This window comes from Lactimicrobium massiliense (assembly GCF_900343155.1).
Classification (GTDB): Bacteria; Bacillota_I; Bacilli_A; order Erysipelotrichales; family Erysipelotrichaceae; genus Bulleidia; species Bulleidia massiliensis.
Map to the genome: position 1 here is coordinate 281485 of NZ_OUNG01000001.1, position 20958 is coordinate 302442.

Sequence of the window (20958 nt, forward strand, 5' to 3'; positions counted from 1 at the left end):
CACGGGACTGCTGCATCAATCATCGGATCGAGAATTATAAACCTGCGGATTTTGGCAGCATCGCAGCACCGATGATGCCAGGCTCATCCAGCTTGGAAATCACAAACGGTGTATCACGCAGTGCTTCATGAGAGAACTTCTTGTAGTTCTCAATGATGCCCGGCAGGAACTTGTCAGCACTCTTCATCATGCCGCCGCCCAGGACATAGATATCCGGGTCACAGACACAGCCGACCGTTGCAAAGAACTGGCCCATGTCTTCTTCCATGGTCTTCACAATATCCTGTGCCTTCTCATTGCCGCTGGCAGCCAGATCAAACACAGCACCAGCATGCGGAATGGCATCGCTGCCAAAGACAGCTCTGCCTTTGCGCGTGATGGCTGTGCCGGAGCATTCATTTTCAACCGCACCGGCATTGAGGTAGTTCACCTTCTCACGGTCGCGGTCAATGATGATGTTGGCAACTTCACCGCCAAAGCCATGCTTGCCAGAGACAGTCCTGCCATTGACGATCAAGGCACCGCCAATGCCGGTGGACATGGTCAGATAGAAGACCGTCGAGTAGCCTTTGCCGGCACCCACAAGTGCTTCAGCAAGACCGGCAACGTTGGCATCGTTGTCAAGGAATGCAGGCATGCCGAACTGTTTCTGCATTTCACTTGCGAATGGATAGCCGGCAAAGCCAGGCAGGTTGGTGGACAGCACCATGGATCCGGCTTTTGTATCTACCGGGCCTGGTACACCGACGCCAATGCCTTCTGCTTCATTCCAGTCCGGAATTTCACGAACCATTTCTTCCAGATTTGCCATAACCTTGGCCGGACCTTCCTGACCATAGGACGGTCCCTTTACCTGAGCCAGCACCTTGCCAGTTTCATCAACCCTGGCAACTCTGACATTGGTTCCGCCAAGATCAATACCGATATAGGTTTTCATGATATTTCCTCCCGTATTATGCGGCTTCTTCTCCAATGAGATTCTGTCCGCTTACTCTTGTTAATTTTACCATAACAAATGCACCTGGCACATATTCTTTCGCAGAGCGGAAACGAATCGTGCCATCCACATTGTCCGGGGCAAATTCTTCACTGCGTCCCAGGTACATGCCAGTTAAAGGATCTTTTCTTTCCACCAGCACTTCTACAGTACGGCCAATCCGTTCCGTCAGCAGTGCCCTGCCGATTTCTTCCTGTGCATCCAGAATCTCCTGGCGGCGGCGCATCTTTTCCTCCTGGGGCACATCATCCACCATCAGGGCAGCCGGTGTATTTTCTTCCTGCGAGAACGTAAAGACGCCAAGGCGGTCAAAACGCACCTGCCGGATCATGTCCAGTGTCTCCTGGTGATCTGCTTCGGTTTCACCCGGGAAGCCGGAGATCAGCGTTGTGCGCAGAATGGCATGCGGGAATGCTTCCCGCAGATTATGGGTCAGATCCAGAATCTTCTGTCTGCTTGTCTTGCGGCGCATAGCGTGCAGGACATGGTCTGAGCCGGACTGGCTGGGAATATCGAAGTATGGCACGATGTGACGGCACTGCTTCATGACATCAATCAGATGATCTGGGATTTCATCCGGGTAGAGATACAGCATGCGGATCCAGTGAATGCCTTCAATGGCATCCAGCTGCTGCAACAGCTCAGGCAGATGGAGCTGATGGTCAAAGTCATAGCCATAGCGGGAACAATCCTGGGCAACCAGGGTGATCTCCTTGACGCCATTGGCAGCAAGCCTCTCTGCCTCGGAAAGGATGTCTTCCATGGGGCGGCTGTGCAGTCTGCCGCGGATGCCGGGAATGGCACAGAAGGCACACTGGTTGTCACAGCCATCCGCAATCTGCAGGTAGGCCATCCATGGCTTGCCTGACAGTACCCGGGGCACCAGGCCGTAATTATTGGCAATCGGAACACCGAGTGTCTGGGTCAGAATCGAGCCCAGAGATGGATATTCATCGATGGAGATGACACGATCCACTTCCGGCAGCTCCTTCTCCAACTGCGGCTTGTAGCGTTTGGCAAGGCATCCCATCACGATCAGTTTCTGCAGATGTCTCTGCTTGAGATCGGCCATTTCCAGAATGGTATCAATGGCTTCTGTCTTGGCACTTTCAATAAAGCCGCATGTATTGATGATGATGGCATCTGCCTCTTCATAGCTTGTCGTAATCTCCTGATGAGAAAACTTCAGCATGCCCAGCAGATTCTCTGTATCCACCAGATTCTTGGCACAGCCAAGTGAAATAACTCCAATTTTCATATCATAATCCTCGCGGTATCTCATTTTATCTGCAGAAAGAGAAAAAGAAAACCCTGCTTTGTGCAGGGTTCGCTGTTAATCAGCGAGTGTTCCAAATGGATCCCATGGGGAAAGAACCACAGGTTCTTCCTTCAGTGCTTCCTGATTTTCCTTGGAGAGGTATTTCTTTTCAATGGCTGCCACATAAACATACTTGTCAAACCAGGAATCACTGGCAATGAAGTATCCTTTGTTGGCTGTCTTATCACCCCAGGAGTTTTCAATCTTCCATCTGTCCGGCTGGCCGTTTTCATCCAGATTGACACCGGTGATGACCATGGCATGGTTCATGGCACTCTGTCTGTAGTCCAGCATATCTTCCTTGCTCATATCGAGGTTCATGTCAAAAGTATTGGCATAGTCATACTGCCTGTCATCCCAGAGGCCGCTTTCACGGTCGCCATCTTTACCGCAGTCACAGCCAAACCATACCGGCTGGCCGTCTTCCAGCATATCGATGATGCCCTGCTTGAGTTCATCCATCGGCACATTCAGCAGTCTGACCGGGCTGCCGTCTGCGACGTTGCCAAGATACTTGACAGTATAGACATGATGGTATGGCTTGTCAGCAGTCGGTCCATTGATCACACTGATGAAGTCTTCCAGATCTTCGCTGAGATACTTCTGATAGAACTGAAGCGGCGTGACATGGTAGCTGACATGATATTCATCCTTGCTGTCACGATAGGCAAACGTGAATTCCTTCGGCGGTAAGCCAAAGCAGTCTGCCAGCAGGCCATAGATCTCAGAAAGTGCCTGTTCATGCAGGGCATTCACCTTGTCCCTGTCACCGTCTGCGGCTGCCCTTCTGGCATCAGCCGCAAATCTGCGCAGACGCTGGTTGAGAATGCCATTCACATTTCTTGTATGGGAAGAAGAATACGTCTCCTTCATCGCCTCCTTCGGGCAGAGTCCATACTTTCTGACAATGGACACAAGCATGTTCCACTGACCGCCGTCACCCACGGCAAAATCCAGAAGATAACGAAGTTCCGGACTGTTGAGATCACTGTCCAGTTCATTCTCCACGCAGCCCATGAACCAGTTGGCTTTTTCCAGCTTGTCATAGAAAGCGATGAAGTTCTGGGACAGTTCAAACTCCTTGATGTCATACTTATGGCCGATCTTTTCACGCAGAACATTCATTGCCGAGAAAATCCAGCAGCGTCCGGACTGCAGCTGGTTGGTTACCGGCATGGTCTTCAGATCGACGGAAAAGATATTGGGATTGGCATTTTCAGCCTCAAAAACGCGGCTGATGGTGCTGACATCATTCTTGACAAGGGCATTTCTGACAACTCTTGCCTTATCGTTTTCTGTGTACGCATGACGCATGGATGCAAGTGCACTTTCACTGATTGATTTCATTGACATGATTCCTGTTTCCTTCCACGAAACAGATCTCCTCTCTAATTTCAGCAGTGCTGATACAAAGAAGTTTACTCTTTTTAACTGTCAATGCCAACTGGCAGTTCTTCTGCTTTCAGCATGCCCTGTTCAAACAGGTAAACAATGCTGCGGTAACAGCGGCGGAAGGCCGCATCCCTGCTCATGCCCAGATTTTCAGCGGCCTGTTTCCATGTCCTGTGATCGATGTATACCTGCCACAGCAGACAGGCAGCGGATGCATCAATCATGGACATCATGCTTTCAAAGGTATCCATCTGCCGCATGCATTCCGAAATCTTCTGCTGATTAACCGCATTTTTCTCAATCCACAGCAGCGGATCATACGTTCTGGAACCCTGGCGTTCAAACCGCACCGCATGCACACCGTTGGCCCGGTAGGCAATTTCTTTTTTCTGCTGCTGCAGAATATGAACTCTCTGCACAGCATCCCGATAGCGCTGCACTGCCTTGCGGAACTGTCTGTTTGCCTCATTCTGCCTCATATGCAAAGGCATCCTCCATCCACGTATGAATACTGCGCTGCATCGTCCGCAGACAGATGCCGTATTCTTCCGACAGCACCTTCTGCTTTTCCCTTTCCACATACTGCAGAAAAACAATCTGCCTGGCAATCAGGCCATGTTTTTTCTCAATGCCATCCAGCACCTGTTCCACCTTGGACATCTGCCGGCGCAGATACATATACTGCCGCCAGATTTCAGCCTGTGCTTTTCCGTGCTGATAGCCTGCATCCTGCACCTGATCCCCGCACAGCCACGGATATCTTTTCTCCAGCTGCTGCACCCACTTCCGGCAGATGTCATAGGATGCCGCCTGCCGCTTGAAATCCTTTACCTTGTTGGCTACATACGCCTGATTGATCTCACTTCTGTTCATATTCGCCTCCTGCTTCTCTATAGGCGGCAATGACGCAGATTCCCTGAAGAAAAAAACACAGACAGGAAATTTTTCCCATCTGTGTACTGTCATCTGATATTAGTTGGAATCATGGCCTGATACTCTTTGCCGTCCTGTGATGCATGGGCGATCACAACCCTGACGCCAAAAGCTTCTTCCATGTTTTCCTTCGTCAGGATTTCTCCCACGGGGCCATAGAGCGCTCTGCCATCCTTATGCAGCAGCAGTGTCTGATCACTGATAGACAAAGCATGGTCAGGATAGTGCGTATTGAACACGATCAGCAATCCCTTCTCATGGGCAAGCTTCTGCAGCAGCCGCATGATGACAAGCTGGTTGCTCAGATCCAGGCCGGTTTCCGGTTCATCCAGAACAAGGATCTTCGGATTGGCCGCCAATGCTCTGGCAATCAGCACCAGCTGCAGTTCTCCGCCGCTGATCTGTCCGCAGGATTTGCCGACAAGATGCGTAATGCCGGCCATTTCCATGGCTTTTTCTGCCTCTGCTTCATCTGTTTTCCCTGGTGAAGCAAACATGCCAAGATACATGCTGCGGCCCAGCAGAACAGTTTCTTTGACCGTATAAGGAAACGCCTGGCTGTGTGCCTGCGGCACATAGGCAAAGGTCTGCCAGAACTGCCTGGCATGCAGCTGATCTGCCGGTTTGTCATCCAGCAGAACCTTTCCCTGCCATTTCAGAAATCCCAGGATGCATTTCAGCAGCGTCGTCTTGCCAGCGCCATTAGGGCCGAGAATCGATACAATCTGTCTTGATTCTGCAGAGAAATGAATATTCCGCAGGATCGGATGATCCTTTTCATAGGCAAAACTGCCATCTTTGATCATCAGTTTCATGAGGCAATGCCTCCTGTCTTTTTCAGCAGGAAGATGAACAGCGGTGCCCCGATCAGGCTGGTCAGGATCGAGACCGGAATTTCAGCAGCAGTCAGTGTGCGTGCCACGGTATCTGTGATTAACATGAACAAGGCACCAAAGACAATCGAGCCTGGAATCATGCGGGCATTGTTGTTGCCAAACAGCATCCGGCACATGTGCGGTATCAAAAGTCCTACCCATCCGATCAGTCCGCATCCTGCCACAATGCCGGCAGTAACACCGGCTGAAGCCAGAATAACAAGTCCTCTTGTCAATGGCAGATTGATCCCAAGGCTTCTTGCCTCTTCTTCAGGCAGAGACAGTGTGTTCAGGCGGTTTCGCATCAGAAACAGCAGAATTGTTCCAGATGCAAGGATTGGTGAAAGCAGCCTGAGTGAGCGGACCGTGATCCCGGAGAAGCTGCCCATCAGCCAGAAGGTAATCGATGGCAGTACATCGTTTGGATCGGCGATGTATTTGACAAAGGATACCATGGCATTGAACAGTGAGGAGATCACCAGGCCTGCCAGAACAACCATGATCATGGTGCTGCCGGTATTGTTTCTGGAGCGGCCGACAAGGAAGACAAGTAGAACTGCGCCAATGCCTGCCAGCATCGCCAGCATTTCGATGCCGGCGCTGTTCATTCCAAGCAGAATGCCCAGGGCAGCACCGAAGCTGGCACCGGACGCGGTGCCTAATGTATCAGGCGTGGCAAGGGGATTGGCAAACAGGGACTGGAAGGCAGCACCGGATGCCCCCAGGCCTGCCCCTGCCAGCATGCTGAAGAAGATTCTGGGCAGGCGCAGGTTCAGGATCACCTTTTCGGCATTGGCAAGCTGCGAACCATGTCCCATCAGAATGGAAATCACATCCTTGATGGGAACATGGTACTGACCGGTGCCAAGAGCGATGCAGGTACAGATCACCAGTAGCACAATACCAGCTGCCATGATCCACGGATACGTTTTCCTTCCGTCCTGTTTCAGCATCAGTTCCAGCTGCCGGCGTCACGGTTCGGTGTGTACATGGCAGAAATCTGATCGTCTGTCAGTGTCACGCCAAACAGCTTGTTGTAGTAATCCCTGACATCAGAAGCCACATCCACATCAGAGAACAGATCCGGATAGACAGCCTGGGCAAGCCATTCCAGTGTCAATGGTGTATCAATACCAGGCGTATAGGTGCGGTAAACGCCGAGCGGCATCTTGTAGACGCGCTTGTCCTGGACAGCCTTGACACTGGACCAGTCATCAGAACCAACCGCATTGTTATACAGATCATCCGGTGTTGTCTTGGTGAAGTTGGTGATGATGATGACATCCGGGTTCCATTCATAGACCTGTTCCATCGTGATCTTGGCATTCATATTATCTGCCGGTACATCCTGGGCAACGTTGGCGGCCCCAACGGCATCACACCACCACTGGCCGAAGAACTTGGAAGATGAAGTCACCATGGCTGTATCGTCATACTGGTACAGGAACAGAACTTTCTGCTTGTCGGTGACATCCTTGACCTTGTCCTGGACATCATTGTAGACCTGGCTGGCATAATCGCCTGCCTGCGTGCCGCGCTTGCCGGCATAATCCGGATAAATCTGATCCAGCAGAGACATCCATTCCTGATAGGTCTTGATGGCATCATAGCTGAACTTGGTAGCAGAGATGCCTACAGCGGTCAGACCCGCATCTTCGAGCTGCTGTGCTTCATCCTTTTTGGCAGCGTTGTAGAAGACAACATCCGGCTGCAGAGCCGCAAGAGCTTCCATGTTGACATCATCACCATTCATGATATCCGTGTTCACGTTGAGAATATCCGGATACAGCTGGCTGAGAATGCCCGCCTTGGCCGCATTCATGGATACCGGCTCCATGGCAACAATGGAATCTGCACTGTTCAGGTACACAGTCAGCAGAGAAGGCAGCGGATAAATATCAAGGATCGCTACTTTCTCAGGATCCGTTGGCACCGTAACCGTACGGTCCGCATGGTCAGTGATGGTTACTTCAGCAGGAATTGCGGAAGCAGAAGCACTGGCAGAGGCACTTGCCGTTGTCTTGGCAGTACTGGCTGTTCCGCAGCCAGCCAGCATCGTCACTGCCAGTACGATGCTGCAAATCCGTTTCATGAGTTTCATTTCTACTCTCCCATCTCAAGTCTGAAAAGGCTCTTCTGCATGCCAAAGAGGCAGAAGAGCCATTGCTTGCTGGATTCTATCTCTTCTGACGCAGATTTCTCTTTGCCATCAGATCTTGCAGTCCTATTATACGTTGAAACCGCAGAAAGAAAAGCCGCACACCTTGGAGAAAGAATGAAACTGCTATAATGAACACGGAGGAATCATATGAAGAAAATACTTGCGGCGGCAGCTGTGACATGTGATCTGCGCGGCCACGTTCATCAGCTGCCAAAAGGAAATGAGGATATTGAACCTGTTTCTTTAAGCCAGCATCTTGGCGGGGCAGGCACGTATATGGGCCGGGTATGGAACGGCCTGCATCTGCCCTATGAACTGCTGGCATGTGCCGGCAACGGTGTCTATGGCGATGCGGTAAAGCAGATGGCAGAGAAAGAACAACTGCCGCTGATGCATGAGAGCGATGACATTCAGGGCTGCACCTATCATCTGATTGATGATCAGGGCAGACAGGCAGAAATGGATGTGCCCGGGGCGGAATACAGTTTTGATGAAGACTGGATGGCCTATGAAGATGGCAAAGATTACAACAGTCTGGTGCTGGCAGATGATCTGTTAAGCGGGCCGGATGCGGACACCATGCTGGAAACACTGAGCTGGCTGGAATGTCCTGTCTTCTTGAATGCCTCGGCTGGCTTAGACAAGATGGACAAAGATATTCTGGCATCGGTCCTGGGCATGAAGCCGATGGTATTTCTGCCGGCAACAGATCTTCTGGCATGGGCAGGCACAGGCAGTGATATTGCCAAAGCCGCAAAATTGCTGCAGAAAGAAACAGATGCCCCAGTGATTGTCTATACCGGAAAAGAAGGCCTGTATGTGGAGGATGGCAGCCAGCAGCTGCGCACACCGGATGAGGATGAGATGGCATCCTGGAACCAGGAACAGCTCGATACATGTGCGGCGGCATTTGCTGCTGCGATGGCAAGTGGTTCGGATCTGCGCAATGCCGTCATGTTTGCGCGTGATCTCACCCTGCGCTTTGTCAAAAACAAGGGTGTCATGGAAGAATTTGACTGGCAGGAACAAAAGCAGCGCCTGGTGCATATACTGACATGGAAAGCATAGATACCCTGAAGCTGATGCATGCCTTGCATCAGTGTGAAAGAACTGCTGCCCATAACAGACAAAACGGGAGATCAAAGATTTATGCCTTCCTGGACTTTGACGGTGTCATCAATGTCTTTTATCCACCTGGTTCACCCCAATATGAACACCTAGTGCAATTAAGCAAACAGAATGTCCCCTTCCAGTTTTCAGATGAAGACTGCCTGAAAAGATTATCCTCACTCTGTCTGGACTATGATATCAATCTGATCATTTCTTCCTCATGGCGTTATTCCGGTCTTGCCTATTGCCAGGATTATCTGGTCAAAGGCGGCCTGGATCAGAATGTCAAAGTCACCGGCATGACATCCGATGTCATTGGTAAAACCCGGGAAGAACTCATCCTGCAGTATCTGCAGGAACATCCGGATTACAGCGGTTTTCTAATTCTGGATGATATGTCCATGCCGCATCTGTACAAATATCTTGTACATTGTGATTCCATGCATGGCTATGATGAAAAACAGGACGAAAAAGCACGGCAGATCCTGCAGGATCAACGCCTTTTCCCGATAACACAAAAGTAAGATTTACAAATCTCTGACAAGAAATTTGAAAAAAGTGCTGGACATTGATTCAGGGCTATCGTATAATAGCGAAGCAATGCGGATATGGCGGAACTGGTAGACGCGCTGATTTCAGGTGTCAGTGGGGAGACTCGTGCAGATTCGAATTCTGTTATCCGCACCATAAAGAAGTCCTCGGAAGAGGGCTTTTTTTCATGCCTAAAAAAGCATCCGGAGAATTCAATCAGTCAAAATACATCAACGATTAGGCAAAGAAGAACATGGGGCGCATCAATGTGCAGTACAAGAAAGAATTCACTGAAGAGTTCAAAGCCGCCTGCAAGAAGCTTTGCGTTTCCCAGTCCGAAGTGATCAGAGCGGCGATGGAAGAAACCATCAGAAAAGCTGAGGAGATACAGTAATCCTCAGCTTTTTCGTCTTCATTGATCAGACAGTAATATTTATTTCTGACTTTTCTGCATCAGATGAGATCTGCAGCCATGCTGGCAAACTGCCGGGTATACAGCTCATAGTAATAGCCCTTTTCTGCCATCAGCTGTTTATGTGTGCCTCTTTCAACAATCTTTCCATCTTTTACGGCAAGGATGACATCCGCATCCACAACTGTGGACAAACGATGTGCAATCATAAAGGATGTTCTTCCCTGGATGATTTTCGATACTGCATTCTGAATCTTTTTCTCTGTGACCGTATCAATGGAGGAAGTTGCTTCATCCAACACCAGGATTCTTGGATTGCACAGCAATGCTCTGGCAAATGAAAGCAATTGTTTTTCACCTACGGAAAGCAGATCTCCACCTTCGCCGACATCGCTGTCCAGTCCTTTTTCCATGCGTCTGACAACATCTGCTGCATCCACTGCCTCCAGTGCTTTCCAGATCTCTTCATCAGAAGCGTCAGGCTTTCCATAGCGCAAATTGTCACGGATAGATCCGGAGAACAGATGTGGCTGCTGGAGAACATAACCGATATTGGCATGCAGCCAGAGCTGAGAACGCTCTCTGGCATCCCGTCCATCAATCAGAACCTGTCCTTCAGTCGGCTCATAGAAGCGGCAGACAAGATTCACGAGCGTGGATTTGCCGGCACCGGTTTCACCTACAATCGCAACATTGGTTCCCTGCGGCACCTTCAGATTGAAGTGCTGCAGAATCCATTCAGTACCATCAGGATAGCGGAATGAGACATCCTTGAATTCAACATCGCCATACAGCGGTTCCCAGTTTTCCTTCTTCGGATGAAACGTATCGCCATACTTTGCAATGACTTCCGGACTGTCGGCAACATCCGACTTTGTCTCCATGAGATTGACAAAACGCTCAATATTGACCTGAATGGAGATCAAAGCAGAGATGGTTTCAATGATCATCTGCACCGGTTCTACCATGTTTAACGCATAAGACATGAATACCGACAATGTGCCCAGCATGATCAGTCCGCTGCTGGTCAGCTGACCGCCCTTGGTCAGTACAACCGCCAGCACCAGTGAGCTCATCATTGTTAACAGTGAAATCAAAGCCGCACTGTATCTGGCTGTATGGACACTCTGGGTGAACATGTGATCCGTATCTTTCTGGAAATCATCATTCATCAGGTCTTCAATGACCAGTGTCTTGATGGAACGGGCACCGGTAATGCCTTCGTTGAAGTCGCTGGTAATGGTGGAGTTGAGCTCACGGATCTTCCGGTTGCCAGCCAGCAGATGTTTCTGAAACCAGGCAATGGCAATCACCGCCAGCGGTACGATCACAATGACCATCAGAGCGAGTTTTGCCTGAATTCTGAACATGACTGCAAAGATAAAGATCAGGTAGCTGCCATTCCATGCCAGATCCATCAACCGCCAGGCTACCATTTCACCGATTTTGCCGGTATCGCTCATTACCCTGGCATGGAGATAGCCTACATTGTTCTGGTTGAAAAAGGAGAAAGACAGTGTCTGCAGATGCGTGAAGGCATCATTGCGCAGATCACGGTCAACGGTCATCTCAATGCGGCCGGTATGGTAGATCGAAATAAAGTTCAAAAGGATCTGAAACAGCAGTAAGACGACATAGGCTGCCACAAAGTACCACAGCGTATCCATGGTCTTTTCACCGATGAAGTGATTCAGGGCATAGCGGTTGAATAACGGCCAGGCGGCGTCAATTGCCGTAGCAGCAATGGTCAGAACCATTGTCACGATGATTTCCGCCTTGAACTGGCGGATATACGGCCACAGACGGACGAGTCCGAACCATGGCAGGATCTTTGTTTTCTTTTCTGTCTTTTCTTCCATGATTCACTCCTGCTGCATCTGCAGATCATAGATCTTCTTGTAGATGCCATCTTTTGCGATCAGTTCCTGATGGGAACCTTCTTCCGCGATGCGGCCATGGTCCATGACGATGATGTCATCGGCCTGCATCAGGGTCGTGATACGGTGGGCGACAAGGATGACGGTGCTGCCTTTGGTATTGCGTGACAGGGCAGCCCGGATCTTTGCGTCGGTTTCAGCATCCACCGCCGAAAGCGAATCATCAAAGATCATCAGCGGTGGTTTTCTGATGAGCATCTGAGCAATGGCAGTGCGCTGCTTCTGGCCCCCGGACAGTGTCACGCCGCGCTCACCAACATACGTGTCATAGCCGCGGTCAAAGTGCTGCACGGCCTCATCAAGACTTGCTTCCCGGGCTGCCATCATGACATCCTGCATGGAGGATGCCGGCCTTGCAATGCGGATATTATCTGACAGAGAACGCGAAAACAGATACGGTTCCTGCAGCACCATGCCGATCTGTCTGCGCAAAGAGCGCCGTCTGATATGACGGATATCCTGTCCTGAAACAGTAATCTTCCCGCATCCCTGAGGCACATCGTACAGACGGTTTAGCAGGCAGACAAGCGTTGATTTGCCGCTGCCAGTGCCACCCAGAATGCCAACAGTTGTCCCCTTTCTGATCGTCAGGGAAACATCATTCAGAACTTCTGCACCGGCATTTTCATACGCAAAAGACACATGATCAAAGACAATATCACCGCTCATATCCGCATCGGTATCCTCTGGATCATCCCCTTCCTCCGGCGCATTCATAATCTGGGCCAGGCGGTCAATCGAAACACCCGCCTTTGACATGTTTGCAATGACTCTTCCCAGCATTCTGACCGGATTTGAAAGCATCGCATTATAAGAGACAAACGCAATATAATTGCCCGCGCTCATCTGTCCGGATACCGTAAAATAGCATCCAAATCCCATGACCGCCAGAACCTGCAGACCGGAGATCAGATCGCCAGTCATCCAGAACTGGGTCAGCAGCTTCATCATGCGCACCCACATATTCGTATACTTCTCATTCTGGGTGTGAAAGCGCTGCTGTTCATACGATTCACGTCCGAAAGCCCGCACTACTCTTACCCCGGTCAGATTCTCCTGGGCAATATCGGAAAGCTTTCCTTCTTCCTGATCCGCATTGAGAAAGGCACCGCCGATCCGGGCATGAAAGTAATAGCTGTAGCCAATGATGATGGGAATGAAGACAGCAGAGACAAGCATCAGGCGCAGATGAATCGATGCCATGAAGAACAGTGACAGTGTGATCATGACAATTATCCGCAGCAAAGATGTCAGCTGCTCTGATAAAAACACCTTCACTGTTTCCACATCACTTGTGCAGCGCTGGATGATATCTCCGGTATGGTTTTCGGAATACCAGGAAAATGGCAGATTCAGCAAATGCTCATAGAGGGTATTGCGCATATGGCGTACCAGGGACTCTGCACCATGGGCATTGGCAGCCCGGAAAAGATAACTGATCAGCGCATTGACAATGGCAACAAAGCACACGGCAAGGCCGACCAGCCAGAGATGGCCGCGCAGATAGGAAAGTCCTCCTGCCCAATTGACTAGAGCAGACGTGATGCCGGACATCTTTACAGCTGTATCATCGATCAATGCGTCTACGGTAAAGCTGATGATCTTTGGATTGATCAAAGACACTGCCTGCATGGCAACCGCAGATACCGCTGCTAAAACAAACCACTTTTTGGACCCTTCGGCAAAAAAGGCAAGCATCTTGCCTCTTGTCGGAAATTTTTTCTGTTCAGACATGCTGTTCATTATATCCCCTTTGATGCAATTCACAAAGGCTTCATGCCTCTGTCTGCTGCAGCAGACAGAGAATCATAGTGCCAAGCATCACAAATTCATCCATATTCTCAATTTTGATCAGCTGCGGAATATGACTCTCCGGCAGAAACTTTTCCAATTCTTTCCTGATTTCCTCCGGATAAGGCGTCATATCACTGCGCAGGCAAATCACCTGCGGATCCAGATACGTCACTGCCCCGACAATATCCCGGGCAACCACGCGCACCATCTGATCCGGCGTGCACACGGCGCTTCCTACATCATCCAGGCCGGAAAACAAAGGTACGATATATTTCACCTCACCGGCAGAACTGTTTTTTCCCGACAGCAGACGGCCATTGACAATAATGCCTTCCCCGCCCATTTTCCAGCCATAAGGCTGCGAGTGAAAGACAATATTCTGATACGTATCCTGGGCGCTGTACCAGCCAAGAGCAGCCGCATTGACATTGTTAAAAATGTAAACAGGAAGATGATATCGATCCCGGAAAAACTGCTCAATTGCAAAATGATTCCCATACTTTGTCAGATCAATAGAATTGGACGGAGGCAGATCCATTGTCCCGCCATGAATAATGCCCGGTATGGCAATCCCAATCATTTCAGGCTTAATACCTTCTGAAGCACACAGGCTTGTTTCAATCACATCAAACAGATCATCAAGGTAGAAGACAGGCTTAATCGCTTCACTGCTGTCTGTCACTCTGCCGTGATCATACAGGCGGCTGCGGATCAGTGTGCGCCGCACATCTGGCAGCACCGCAATAGAAAGAATGACATGATCATTATCACTATGGTGAAGAATATGCCTGCGGGCACGTTCTTCCAGAGATGCATGAAACTGCTTTATTCCTTCCTGCACAAATGTAATGCAGGCACCGGCATCATAGGCACCGAATACCTGGGCAGGAATCGTCAGCACCGGAATATCCTTCAGCACATCCGCAATCTTTTTCTGCTGGAAACCAATCTGTGGTGCCACCAGCACACAGTCAAACTGCATGCCTCTGGCATATACATCGCTGACACTGACTGCCTCAAACGTCCAGTCAAGCTTCAATGCATGGGCAGCTTCATTCAGCCCCATGGCAAAATAGCTCGTCGTCAGGCCAGCTGTGCAGCACAGCAGAATTCTTGTTTCATGATGCTTTCCAGTCTCCTTAAGTACTTCCACCATTTCCGCAAACAATGCTTTGGAATGTTCTTCAGGATCAGCATGAAAATGAAGGAAAAAGACAACTTCTCCATCCTTGACTCTCTCAATGCGGAATTCAATGATCTCAGGCTCATTTTCAACCTGATAGAACTGGATCTGTGCAAGCGCATACGCAGTGACAATTTCAAAATGATTGTCATCCACTCTGGAAACCCTTCCACACGGCGTATTCTGTTCCATGATCCAGTTACGGTAATCAAAATGATGTGTACTCATAAGAATTGCCCACCCTTCTACCCATATTGTAGACGCCTGCAGCTGAAATAAAGCAATAAAAAACTCTTCCATCTACTGACAGAAGAGTTTTTTCGGTGGTCCCAGGCAGAATCGAACTGCCGACACCAGCATTTTCAGTGCTGTGCTCTACCGACTGAGCTACAGGACCAATGGTTGCGAGGGAAGGATTTGAACCAACGACCTCCGGGTTATGGGCCCGACGAGCTACCAGGCTGCTCTACCTCGCGATAATAGGAATGCAACACACAATACTGATTGGGAAAGCGGAGGAACAGGGATTCGAACCCTGGCGCCGGTTTCCCGACCTACCGGTTTTCAAGACCGGACCCTTCAACCACTTGGGTATTCCTCCAGAAGATGGACCTTGAAGGGCTCGAACCTTCGACCAGTCGGTTATGGGCCGACGGCTCTGACCAACTGAGCTAAAGGTCCAAATGCCAATCAGCCTTGGCAATGCAATGGTAGCGAGGGTGAGACTCGAACTCACGATCTTCCGGGTATGAACCGATTGCTCTAGCCAACTGAGCTACCTCGCCAGAAATATGGTCGGGATGGCAGGATTTGAACCTGTGACCCCTTGATCCCAAATCAAGTGCACTACCAAGCTGTGCTACATCCCGAAATGGTGCGCCGAACAGGAGTCGAACCCGCAACCTTTTGATTCGTAGTCAAATGCTCTATCCAGTTGAGCTATCGGCGCAATTTCAAGCACTCGTAAACAGTGCTTAGTTATATTAGCAAACCCCCTGTCTTAATGCAAGCACTTCTTTCATTTTCCAAACAAAAAACCGTAACAGTGCTTTTCAAAGCACCATTACGGCGAAACGAATCATTTCTCAAAGGACGCCCCAGATCAGCCAGTTGGCAAGATAACCCGTGATCACAGCGATCAGTGTAAACGGAACACCGATCTTCACGAAATCGCTTGTTGAAACATGATATCCCTCTTTGGTCAGGATGCCGATGCCGGCAATATTGGCAGAGGCACCAACCGGTGTCAGGTTGCCGCCAAGAGTTGCACCAATCAGCAATCCATAATAGAGCACATATGGAGCAATGCCCATGGAGGCCGCAATGCCCTGCACCACCGGCAGCATCGTGGCAACATACGGGATGTTGTCGACAAAGGCAGAAATGACAACCGAGGCAAACACAATCAGCGTATACATGCCGAAGACGGAACGGCCGCCGATCTTGACGAAGACTTTAGCAATAGCATCAATGACGCCAGCTTCGGTAATGCCGCCAATGACGATGAACAGACCGATCAACAGCAGCAGTGTCTTGACATCCACCTGTGCCAATACAGATTTATAGTCAAAGTTTTCACCATGAATCCACTCATAGATCATACCTGCAGCCGCAAAAGCCATGCAGATGTAGCCATTGGTCAGCTCCGGTTTGTTTTCAAACTGGGAGGCAATGATCAGTCCGGCAACCACGCCGATCATCAGGAAGCTTGGCACATAGTCCGTGACTTTTGTTTCCACTTCCACATCAATAGCACCCTTGTTCTTGCGGAACAGCCAGAGCAGTACCGGCACCGTCATCAGGGCACCGAGTTCTACCGACAGGCAGATACCAGGTCTGCCCTGAAACCAGAAGAAGTCATTGAAGGACATGTTGGCATAGCCGCCCAGCAGGATGGATGTTGTATCACCGACCAAGGTAGCAGCACCCTGCAGGTTGCTGGAAACAGCAATGGAAATGATGATCGGAACCGGATTGATATCGAGCTTCTTTGCGACGGCAAGGCCGATTGGTGCCACCATTAATACCGTTGCGACATTGTCGACAAAGGCAGATACCACACCGGCAAACATTGCCAGAGCAACAATCGCCCACTGTACGCTTGGCAGCTTGTGCAGCAGCCGTTCTGCCATGCGCATTGGCATTTTGCTTTCAATAAACAATTCCACAACAATCATTGTTCCTGCCAGCATCAGGATAATGTTCCAGTTGACAGAGGACATGACCTTGTTCAGAGGCATGATGCCAAGCAGAACGAAGATGGCTGCGAAGATCAGTGCTGTCAGCCACCGGTATTCCTGGGTCTTGGGCATCAGAAAGAATACATACATGATGATAAACAGAATCAGTGCCAGTACCATAGTTTCTCCTTTTCCCTTCTGTGTCATGCCAAAGAAAAAGCATGACCGCAGTCATACTTGCCAAACAAACGGCCCATGTATGACAGCCATACATGAGTCTCACGATTTAAAACCAGACAGGTCAATAGACCGGATATGTTGCCTGGCTGCCCATAAACGGGCCCGTTACTCCCTCAAGTGCTTAAGATTATAGCATCTTCCTTCTCATAGAGAGAAGTCATTCCACAAATACAGATCATGCAGAATGTCATGTGTGACCATGTCGGTGCCAATTGGTGTCACTGAAACATAGCCCTGCTCCACCACGTTGCGGTCGCCATCTTCCAACGGTGCCTGGGGATATGTGGGTGGATCCTGCTGACAGTGCAGCAGAATTCTGCCATCCTGATGGATCATATCGATCGATTTATTAGTATACGATTTGAAATGATCAAACTGTGTCACCCGTATTCCCTTGATCTTTTCATACGGGATGGCGGGTACATTGATATTGCAGACATAGGAAAAACGTTTCTCATCCTGCATATATTTTGGCAGAAGTTTTGCGGCAATATCTGCTGTTGGCGCAAAGTCATCCGACGTAAACGAACAAAGCGATACAGCCATGGATGGCACACCAAGCATCAGCCCTTCCGCCGCTGCCCCGACGGTTCCGGAATACAGTACATCCGCATTCAGGTTTTCACCCCGGTTGATGCCGGAGATCACCACATCAATCTTGTTCTTCCAGAACAGACTCAGACCATAAAAGACACAGTCTGCCGGTGTGCCATGTACGGCCCAGGCTTCCTTAGCACCTGGCACTTCTCTTCTTTGGGCTTCGTTGTTCAGCCGCCAGTACGTCACTGCATGTGACATGCTGGAGCGTTCTCCATCCGGTGCACACACATACACATCATGATCCAAAGACAGACGTTTCACCAGAGCCCTCAGACCCGGTGCATCAATGCCATCATCATTGGCTACCAGTATTCTCAATTTCTTTTCCATGGGCACCATTATACTTTGATACAATAAAGCCATGCAAATCATCGCCGATGACAAAATGCACGCTTTCCTCTCAAAATGCATGCACAATATTGAAACAGACCAGAAAAATCAGTTTCTCGGTATGCCTGTCACAAAGAAAAATGAGAGAAATGTGATCCACAAGCTGAGGAAAGCTGGCTTTGCAGAGTTTCAGAAAGAGCCATGCCCTTCCCTGTTTCTGAATACGGATGACTGGGAGAAGACACCCTATCATCAGGCTGTCTCACTCAGCTGCATTAAAGATGCACATTTCCGCTATGAAAAGGAATGGGTTGCAGGCAATGAGCTGTTCAATGCGGACTGCATCCAGAAGGATCCGGAAAGATGCCTGAATGACTGGATGAAGCTGAGGGCAATGGACAGAGATTTTCAGGCTGTGTATCTGTATCAGGATGATAAAGACTGGATGATGGATGCACCAAGTGAAGCCTTCACCAACGATCCATGTGCTGCCAAAGCACATGGCAGAGTACTGACTTTTGGCCTGGGTATTGGCTATTTCCTGTTTATGGCCTGTCAAAATCCAAAGGTAGAAGACATCACTGTCATCGAGTACTCACAGCCTGTCATCGATATGTTCAACAAATACTTGCTGCCGCAGTTTCCACCTCACGTACCAGTTCATATCATCCAGGGCGATGCATACAAAGTCTGGCAGAAAGAATATCTGGATCAGTTTGACTATATTTATACAGATATCTGGCAGTCTTCCGATGATGGTTTAAAAGCAATCACAAAACTGCTGGAACAGTACGAGCCGCCTTTTGACAAAGCAGATTTCTGGATTGAAGATTCGTGCTATGAAATCATGTGGACACTGTCCCTGCTGTATTTCCGTGAACTTGCCACAAAGAGAAAAGCGCAGATCAATCCACAGCTCAATACCTATATGAAAAAAATACGGCGTTATTATGCCGGCAGCAGAGAAACTGTTACCGATGCAAAAAGATTACAGTTCCTAATGTACGATACTGAAACAATACGGCATATTCTCGCCCACAAAATCATGACCGCCCGTAAAACGGGCGGTTTGTCCTAAGCCTATAAGGCTTTATTACTAGCCAGCGTCTTAAGGCGCTGGCTTTCGCATCTTCAATGTTCAAGCCACGATTGCAGTTTAACTCTCTCGCATGCCCGTTAAACGGGCTCTTTTACTCATGACTTCGCTGTTGTCTTCCGATTCGGATTCGGCTTTCTGTTTTCTTTATCCTCTCCGAATGGATCTTCATATTCCTTTACGCTTAACTTATCTTTTGCGATATCTGCGCTTTCCTGTTCACGGATATATTTGCGTATTGTGGATTCATTGATCCCTACTGTGCTCACATAGTATCCTTCCGCCCAAAAATGTCTGTTCCCATATTTGTATTTCAGGTTCGCATGCTTATCAAATATTTCAAGCGAGGACTTTCCTTTGATGTATCCCATGATCTGTGATACAGAGTACTTTGGAGGGATACTCAAAAGAAGATGTACGTGGTCGGGCATCAGATGCCCTTCCAGAATCTCCACTCCTTTGTATTTGCACAGCAGTTTTATGATATCCCGGATATCTGGGCGCAGTTGATTATAAATTACTTTTCTTCTATACTTCGGAGTGAACACGACATGATATACGCAGTAATATTTCGTGTGAGCTAATGAATCATATTTGTTAGACAATATGTAAAAGCCCTCCATTAACTTGTGTGTTCGAGGATCATCCCGCAAACTTGTTATTGGCTAAAAAAGAGATGGGGAAGTTGCCTCATCCAAGAAAGGAAGGCCTTTACATGATAGCATACGTTGGAATTGATGCACACACTACAAACTACACTCTCTCGACTTATCTTGAAGGATCAGCAGCACCTGTGAATACAAATACCTATTCCCCTTCTGTTTCCAACATCGTAAACTACTGCAAGGGGATCAGGAAAAAGATTGGAAATGATACAGAGATCGTTGTTGGATATGAAGCTGGCTGCCTTGGATTTAAACTGAAGCGTGATCTTGAGGAGAAGGGTCTTACCGTAAAGATCCTTGCCCCTGCTTCGATTACCGGAACAGAAATAAACAGACGGCGCAGGAAGAAAACAGACAAGCGGGATGCCGAAGCGATTGCCAGATCGCTGAAGAATCATGAATACAGCGAAGTCTATACCCCCGATGAAGAAGATGAATCAGTACGTGATTTCATCCGTATGCAGCAGGATCACAAGAAGCAGCTCAGAGTGATCAAACAGCAGATCTGTGCGTTTACCACCAGGCATGGATACAAATTTACGGATGGCAGGAATTACTGGACAAAGAAACATCTGAAATGGCTTAAGGAGCTTCCTCTGGAGGGGATCAATAAGGAAACACTGGATTCTTACCTGCTGTCATATGAAACAGTTTCTGATCGAATTGAGCAAATGAACAAACGCATTGAAGAAATTGCTGAAACGGATAAATATCGGGAAGCAGTTCACAAGCTGATCTGCTTTAAGTCAGTGAAAGTACTTACCGCTCTGGCTGTGATTGTGGAAATCGGAGATTTCACCAGATTCGTTAAAGCAAAGAACTTTGCGGCATTTCTGGGCCTGGTTGCAGGAGAACTCAGCAGCAGCGATGATCAGAATCAGACGGGAATAACAAAACAGGGAAACACCTTTTTGAGAAAACTACTTGTCGAATGTGCACAATCTTTCTCAAGGGCATCATCTGGCAAAAGTGAAGCACTGAAGAAGCGGCAGGAAGGCAACGCTCCTGAAGTCATTGCATATGCGGACAGAGCGAATGAACGCCTCCGGAAGAGATACATGCGTCTTGTGCTGCACAATCGAAAGAACCATAACAAAGCAACGGTAGCTATAGCACGTGAGCTGGCATGCTTTATATGGGGAATGATGACAGGCAATATTCATACTGTTCTTGCTTAAAATGATTCTATCGATTATCGGGCAGT

Annotated in this window: 19 protein-coding genes and 8 tRNA genes; 6 read left to right on the forward strand and 21 right to left on the reverse strand. The window is 49.0% G+C overall.

Features of this window, described 5'->3' with window-relative positions:
• Positions 1–34: 34 nt before the first annotated feature.
• The 8 genes from DHU66_RS01385 to DHU66_RS01420 all read right to left on the reverse strand — a co-directional run bounded on the left by DHU66_RS01385 (position 35) and on the right by DHU66_RS01420 (position 7616).
• The gene (locus DHU66_RS01385) at positions 35–937 is read right to left on the reverse strand and encodes an ROK family protein (protein WP_108774115.1); all 903 of its coding nucleotides are present in this window, start codon (positions 935–937) and stop codon (positions 35–37) included.
• A 16-nt stretch (positions 938–953) separates the two neighbouring features.
• Positions 954–2255: a 30S ribosomal protein S12 methylthiotransferase RimO gene (gene rimO / locus DHU66_RS01390; RefSeq protein ID WP_108774478.1), complete on the reverse strand. Its 1302-nt coding sequence runs from the start codon at positions 2253–2255 to the stop codon at positions 954–956.
• Positions 2256–2330: 75 nt separating this feature from the next.
• Positions 2331–3668: a C1 family peptidase gene (locus DHU66_RS01395; RefSeq protein ID WP_209451709.1), complete on the reverse strand. Its 1338-nt coding sequence runs from the start codon at positions 3666–3668 to the stop codon at positions 2331–2333.
• 74 nt (positions 3669–3742) lie between these two features.
• Positions 3743–4186: a hypothetical protein gene (locus DHU66_RS01400; RefSeq protein WP_108774117.1), complete on the reverse strand. Its 444-nt coding sequence runs from the start codon at positions 4184–4186 to the stop codon at positions 3743–3745.
• On the reverse strand, positions 4173–4580 hold the full coding sequence (locus DHU66_RS01405; RefSeq protein ID WP_108774118.1) for a hypothetical protein: 408 nt from the start codon (positions 4578–4580) through the stop codon (positions 4173–4175). Before DHU66_RS01405 ends, DHU66_RS01400 begins: the two co-directional genes overlap by 14 nt.
• A gap of 89 nt (positions 4581–4669) precedes the next feature.
• Entirely contained in the window at positions 4670–5455 is a 786-nt protein-coding gene (locus DHU66_RS01410) for an ABC transporter ATP-binding protein (protein WP_108774119.1), read from the reverse strand.
• On the reverse strand, positions 5452–6468 hold the full coding sequence (locus tag DHU66_RS01415; protein ID WP_108774120.1) for a FecCD family ABC transporter permease: 1017 nt from the start codon (positions 6466–6468) through the stop codon (positions 5452–5454). The genes DHU66_RS01410 and DHU66_RS01415 overlap by 4 nt, the downstream gene beginning before the upstream one ends.
• Positions 6468–7616 (reverse strand): ABC transporter substrate-binding protein, encoded by a 1149-nt coding sequence (locus tag DHU66_RS01420; protein WP_209451710.1) that lies wholly within the window; start codon positions 7614–7616, stop codon positions 6468–6470. The genes DHU66_RS01415 and DHU66_RS01420 overlap by 1 nt, the downstream gene beginning before the upstream one ends.
• Before the next feature lie 207 nt (positions 7617–7823).
• Here DHU66_RS01420 and DHU66_RS01425 point away from each other — a divergent pair, with 207 nt between their 5' ends.
• The 4 genes from DHU66_RS01425 (at position 7824) to DHU66_RS12100 (ending at position 9711) form a co-directional block, all read left to right on the forward strand.
• On the forward strand, positions 7824–8744 hold the full coding sequence (locus tag DHU66_RS01425) for a PfkB family carbohydrate kinase (protein ID WP_108774121.1): 921 nt from the start codon (positions 7824–7826) through the stop codon (positions 8742–8744).
• Entirely contained in the window at positions 8732–9310 is a 579-nt protein-coding gene (locus DHU66_RS01430) for an HAD domain-containing protein (RefSeq protein WP_108774122.1), read from the forward strand. The genes DHU66_RS01425 and DHU66_RS01430 overlap by 13 nt, the downstream gene beginning before the upstream one ends.
• A 78-nt stretch (positions 9311–9388) precedes the next feature.
• Positions 9389–9473: transfer RNA gene (locus DHU66_RS01435), tRNA-Leu, on the forward strand.
• A gap of 97 nt (positions 9474–9570) precedes the next feature.
• The gene (locus DHU66_RS12100) at positions 9571–9711 is read left to right on the forward strand and encodes a hypothetical protein (protein ID WP_167836199.1); all 141 of its coding nucleotides are present in this window, start codon (positions 9571–9573) and stop codon (positions 9709–9711) included.
• Positions 9712–9770: 59 nt separating this feature from the next.
• On the opposite strand, the gene DHU66_RS01440 is transcribed toward DHU66_RS12100, so the two are convergent.
• The 12 genes from DHU66_RS01440 to surE form a co-directional block, all read right to left on the reverse strand.
• Positions 9771–11588 carry an ABC transporter ATP-binding protein gene (locus tag DHU66_RS01440; RefSeq protein ID WP_108774123.1) on the reverse strand — a complete coding sequence of 606 codons (1818 nt, stop codon included), beginning with the start codon at positions 11586–11588 and terminating at the stop codon, positions 9771–9773.
• Between the two features lie 3 nt (positions 11589–11591).
• The gene (locus DHU66_RS01445) at positions 11592–13400 is read right to left on the reverse strand and encodes an ABC transporter ATP-binding protein (protein WP_108774480.1); all 1809 of its coding nucleotides are present in this window, start codon (positions 13398–13400) and stop codon (positions 11592–11594) included.
• A gap of 40 nt (positions 13401–13440) precedes the next feature.
• Positions 13441–14871, reverse strand: coding sequence for an ROK family protein (locus DHU66_RS01450; protein ID WP_167836200.1), 1431 nt, complete (start codon positions 14869–14871; stop codon positions 13441–13443).
• 96 nt (positions 14872–14967) lie between these two features.
• Positions 14968–15040, reverse strand: a tRNA-Phe gene (locus tag DHU66_RS01455).
• A 2-nt stretch (positions 15041–15042) separates the two neighbouring features.
• Positions 15043–15119 (reverse strand) — tRNA-Met (locus DHU66_RS01460).
• 37 nt (positions 15120–15156) lie between these two features.
• Positions 15157–15244: transfer RNA gene (locus tag DHU66_RS01465), tRNA-Ser, on the reverse strand.
• Positions 15245–15250: 6 nt separating this feature from the next.
• Positions 15251–15324: transfer RNA gene (locus DHU66_RS01470), tRNA-Ile, on the reverse strand.
• A gap of 27 nt (positions 15325–15351) precedes the next feature.
• A tRNA-Met gene (locus tag DHU66_RS01475) sits at positions 15352–15428 on the reverse strand.
• A 7-nt stretch (positions 15429–15435) separates the two neighbouring features.
• Positions 15436–15512: transfer RNA gene (locus tag DHU66_RS01480), tRNA-Pro, on the reverse strand.
• Between the two features lie 3 nt (positions 15513–15515).
• Positions 15516–15592: transfer RNA gene (locus tag DHU66_RS01485), tRNA-Arg, on the reverse strand.
• Between the two features lie 136 nt (positions 15593–15728).
• Positions 15729–17030 carry an ArsB/NhaD family transporter gene (locus tag DHU66_RS01490; RefSeq protein ID WP_245309313.1) on the reverse strand — a complete coding sequence of 434 codons (1302 nt, stop codon included), beginning with the start codon at positions 17028–17030 and terminating at the stop codon, positions 15729–15731.
• 177 nt (positions 17031–17207) lie between these two features.
• On the reverse strand, positions 17208–17993 hold the full coding sequence (gene surE, locus DHU66_RS01495) for a 5'/3'-nucleotidase SurE (RefSeq protein WP_167836201.1): 786 nt from the start codon (positions 17991–17993) through the stop codon (positions 17208–17210).
• 79 nt (positions 17994–18072) lie between these two features.
• Here surE and DHU66_RS01500 point away from each other — a divergent pair, with 79 nt between their 5' ends.
• Positions 18073–19071, forward strand: a complete 999-nt coding sequence (locus DHU66_RS01500; RefSeq protein ID WP_245309315.1) for a polyamine aminopropyltransferase — start codon at positions 18073–18075, stop codon at positions 19069–19071.
• Positions 19072–19187: 116 nt separating this feature from the next.
• Here DHU66_RS01500 and tnpA read toward each other — a convergent pair whose 3' ends face one another.
• A complete protein-coding gene (tnpA, locus tag DHU66_RS01505; protein WP_209451711.1) occupies positions 19188–19712 on the reverse strand; it encodes an IS200/IS605 family transposase in 525 nt (174 codons plus the stop codon).
• Between the two features lie 92 nt (positions 19713–19804).
• Between tnpA and DHU66_RS01510 the strand changes: the two genes are divergently transcribed.
• Positions 19805–20932 (forward strand): IS110 family RNA-guided transposase, encoded by a 1128-nt coding sequence (locus tag DHU66_RS01510; protein WP_108774127.1) that lies wholly within the window; start codon positions 19805–19807, stop codon positions 20930–20932.
• The last annotated feature ends 26 nt before the right edge of the window (positions 20933–20958 follow it).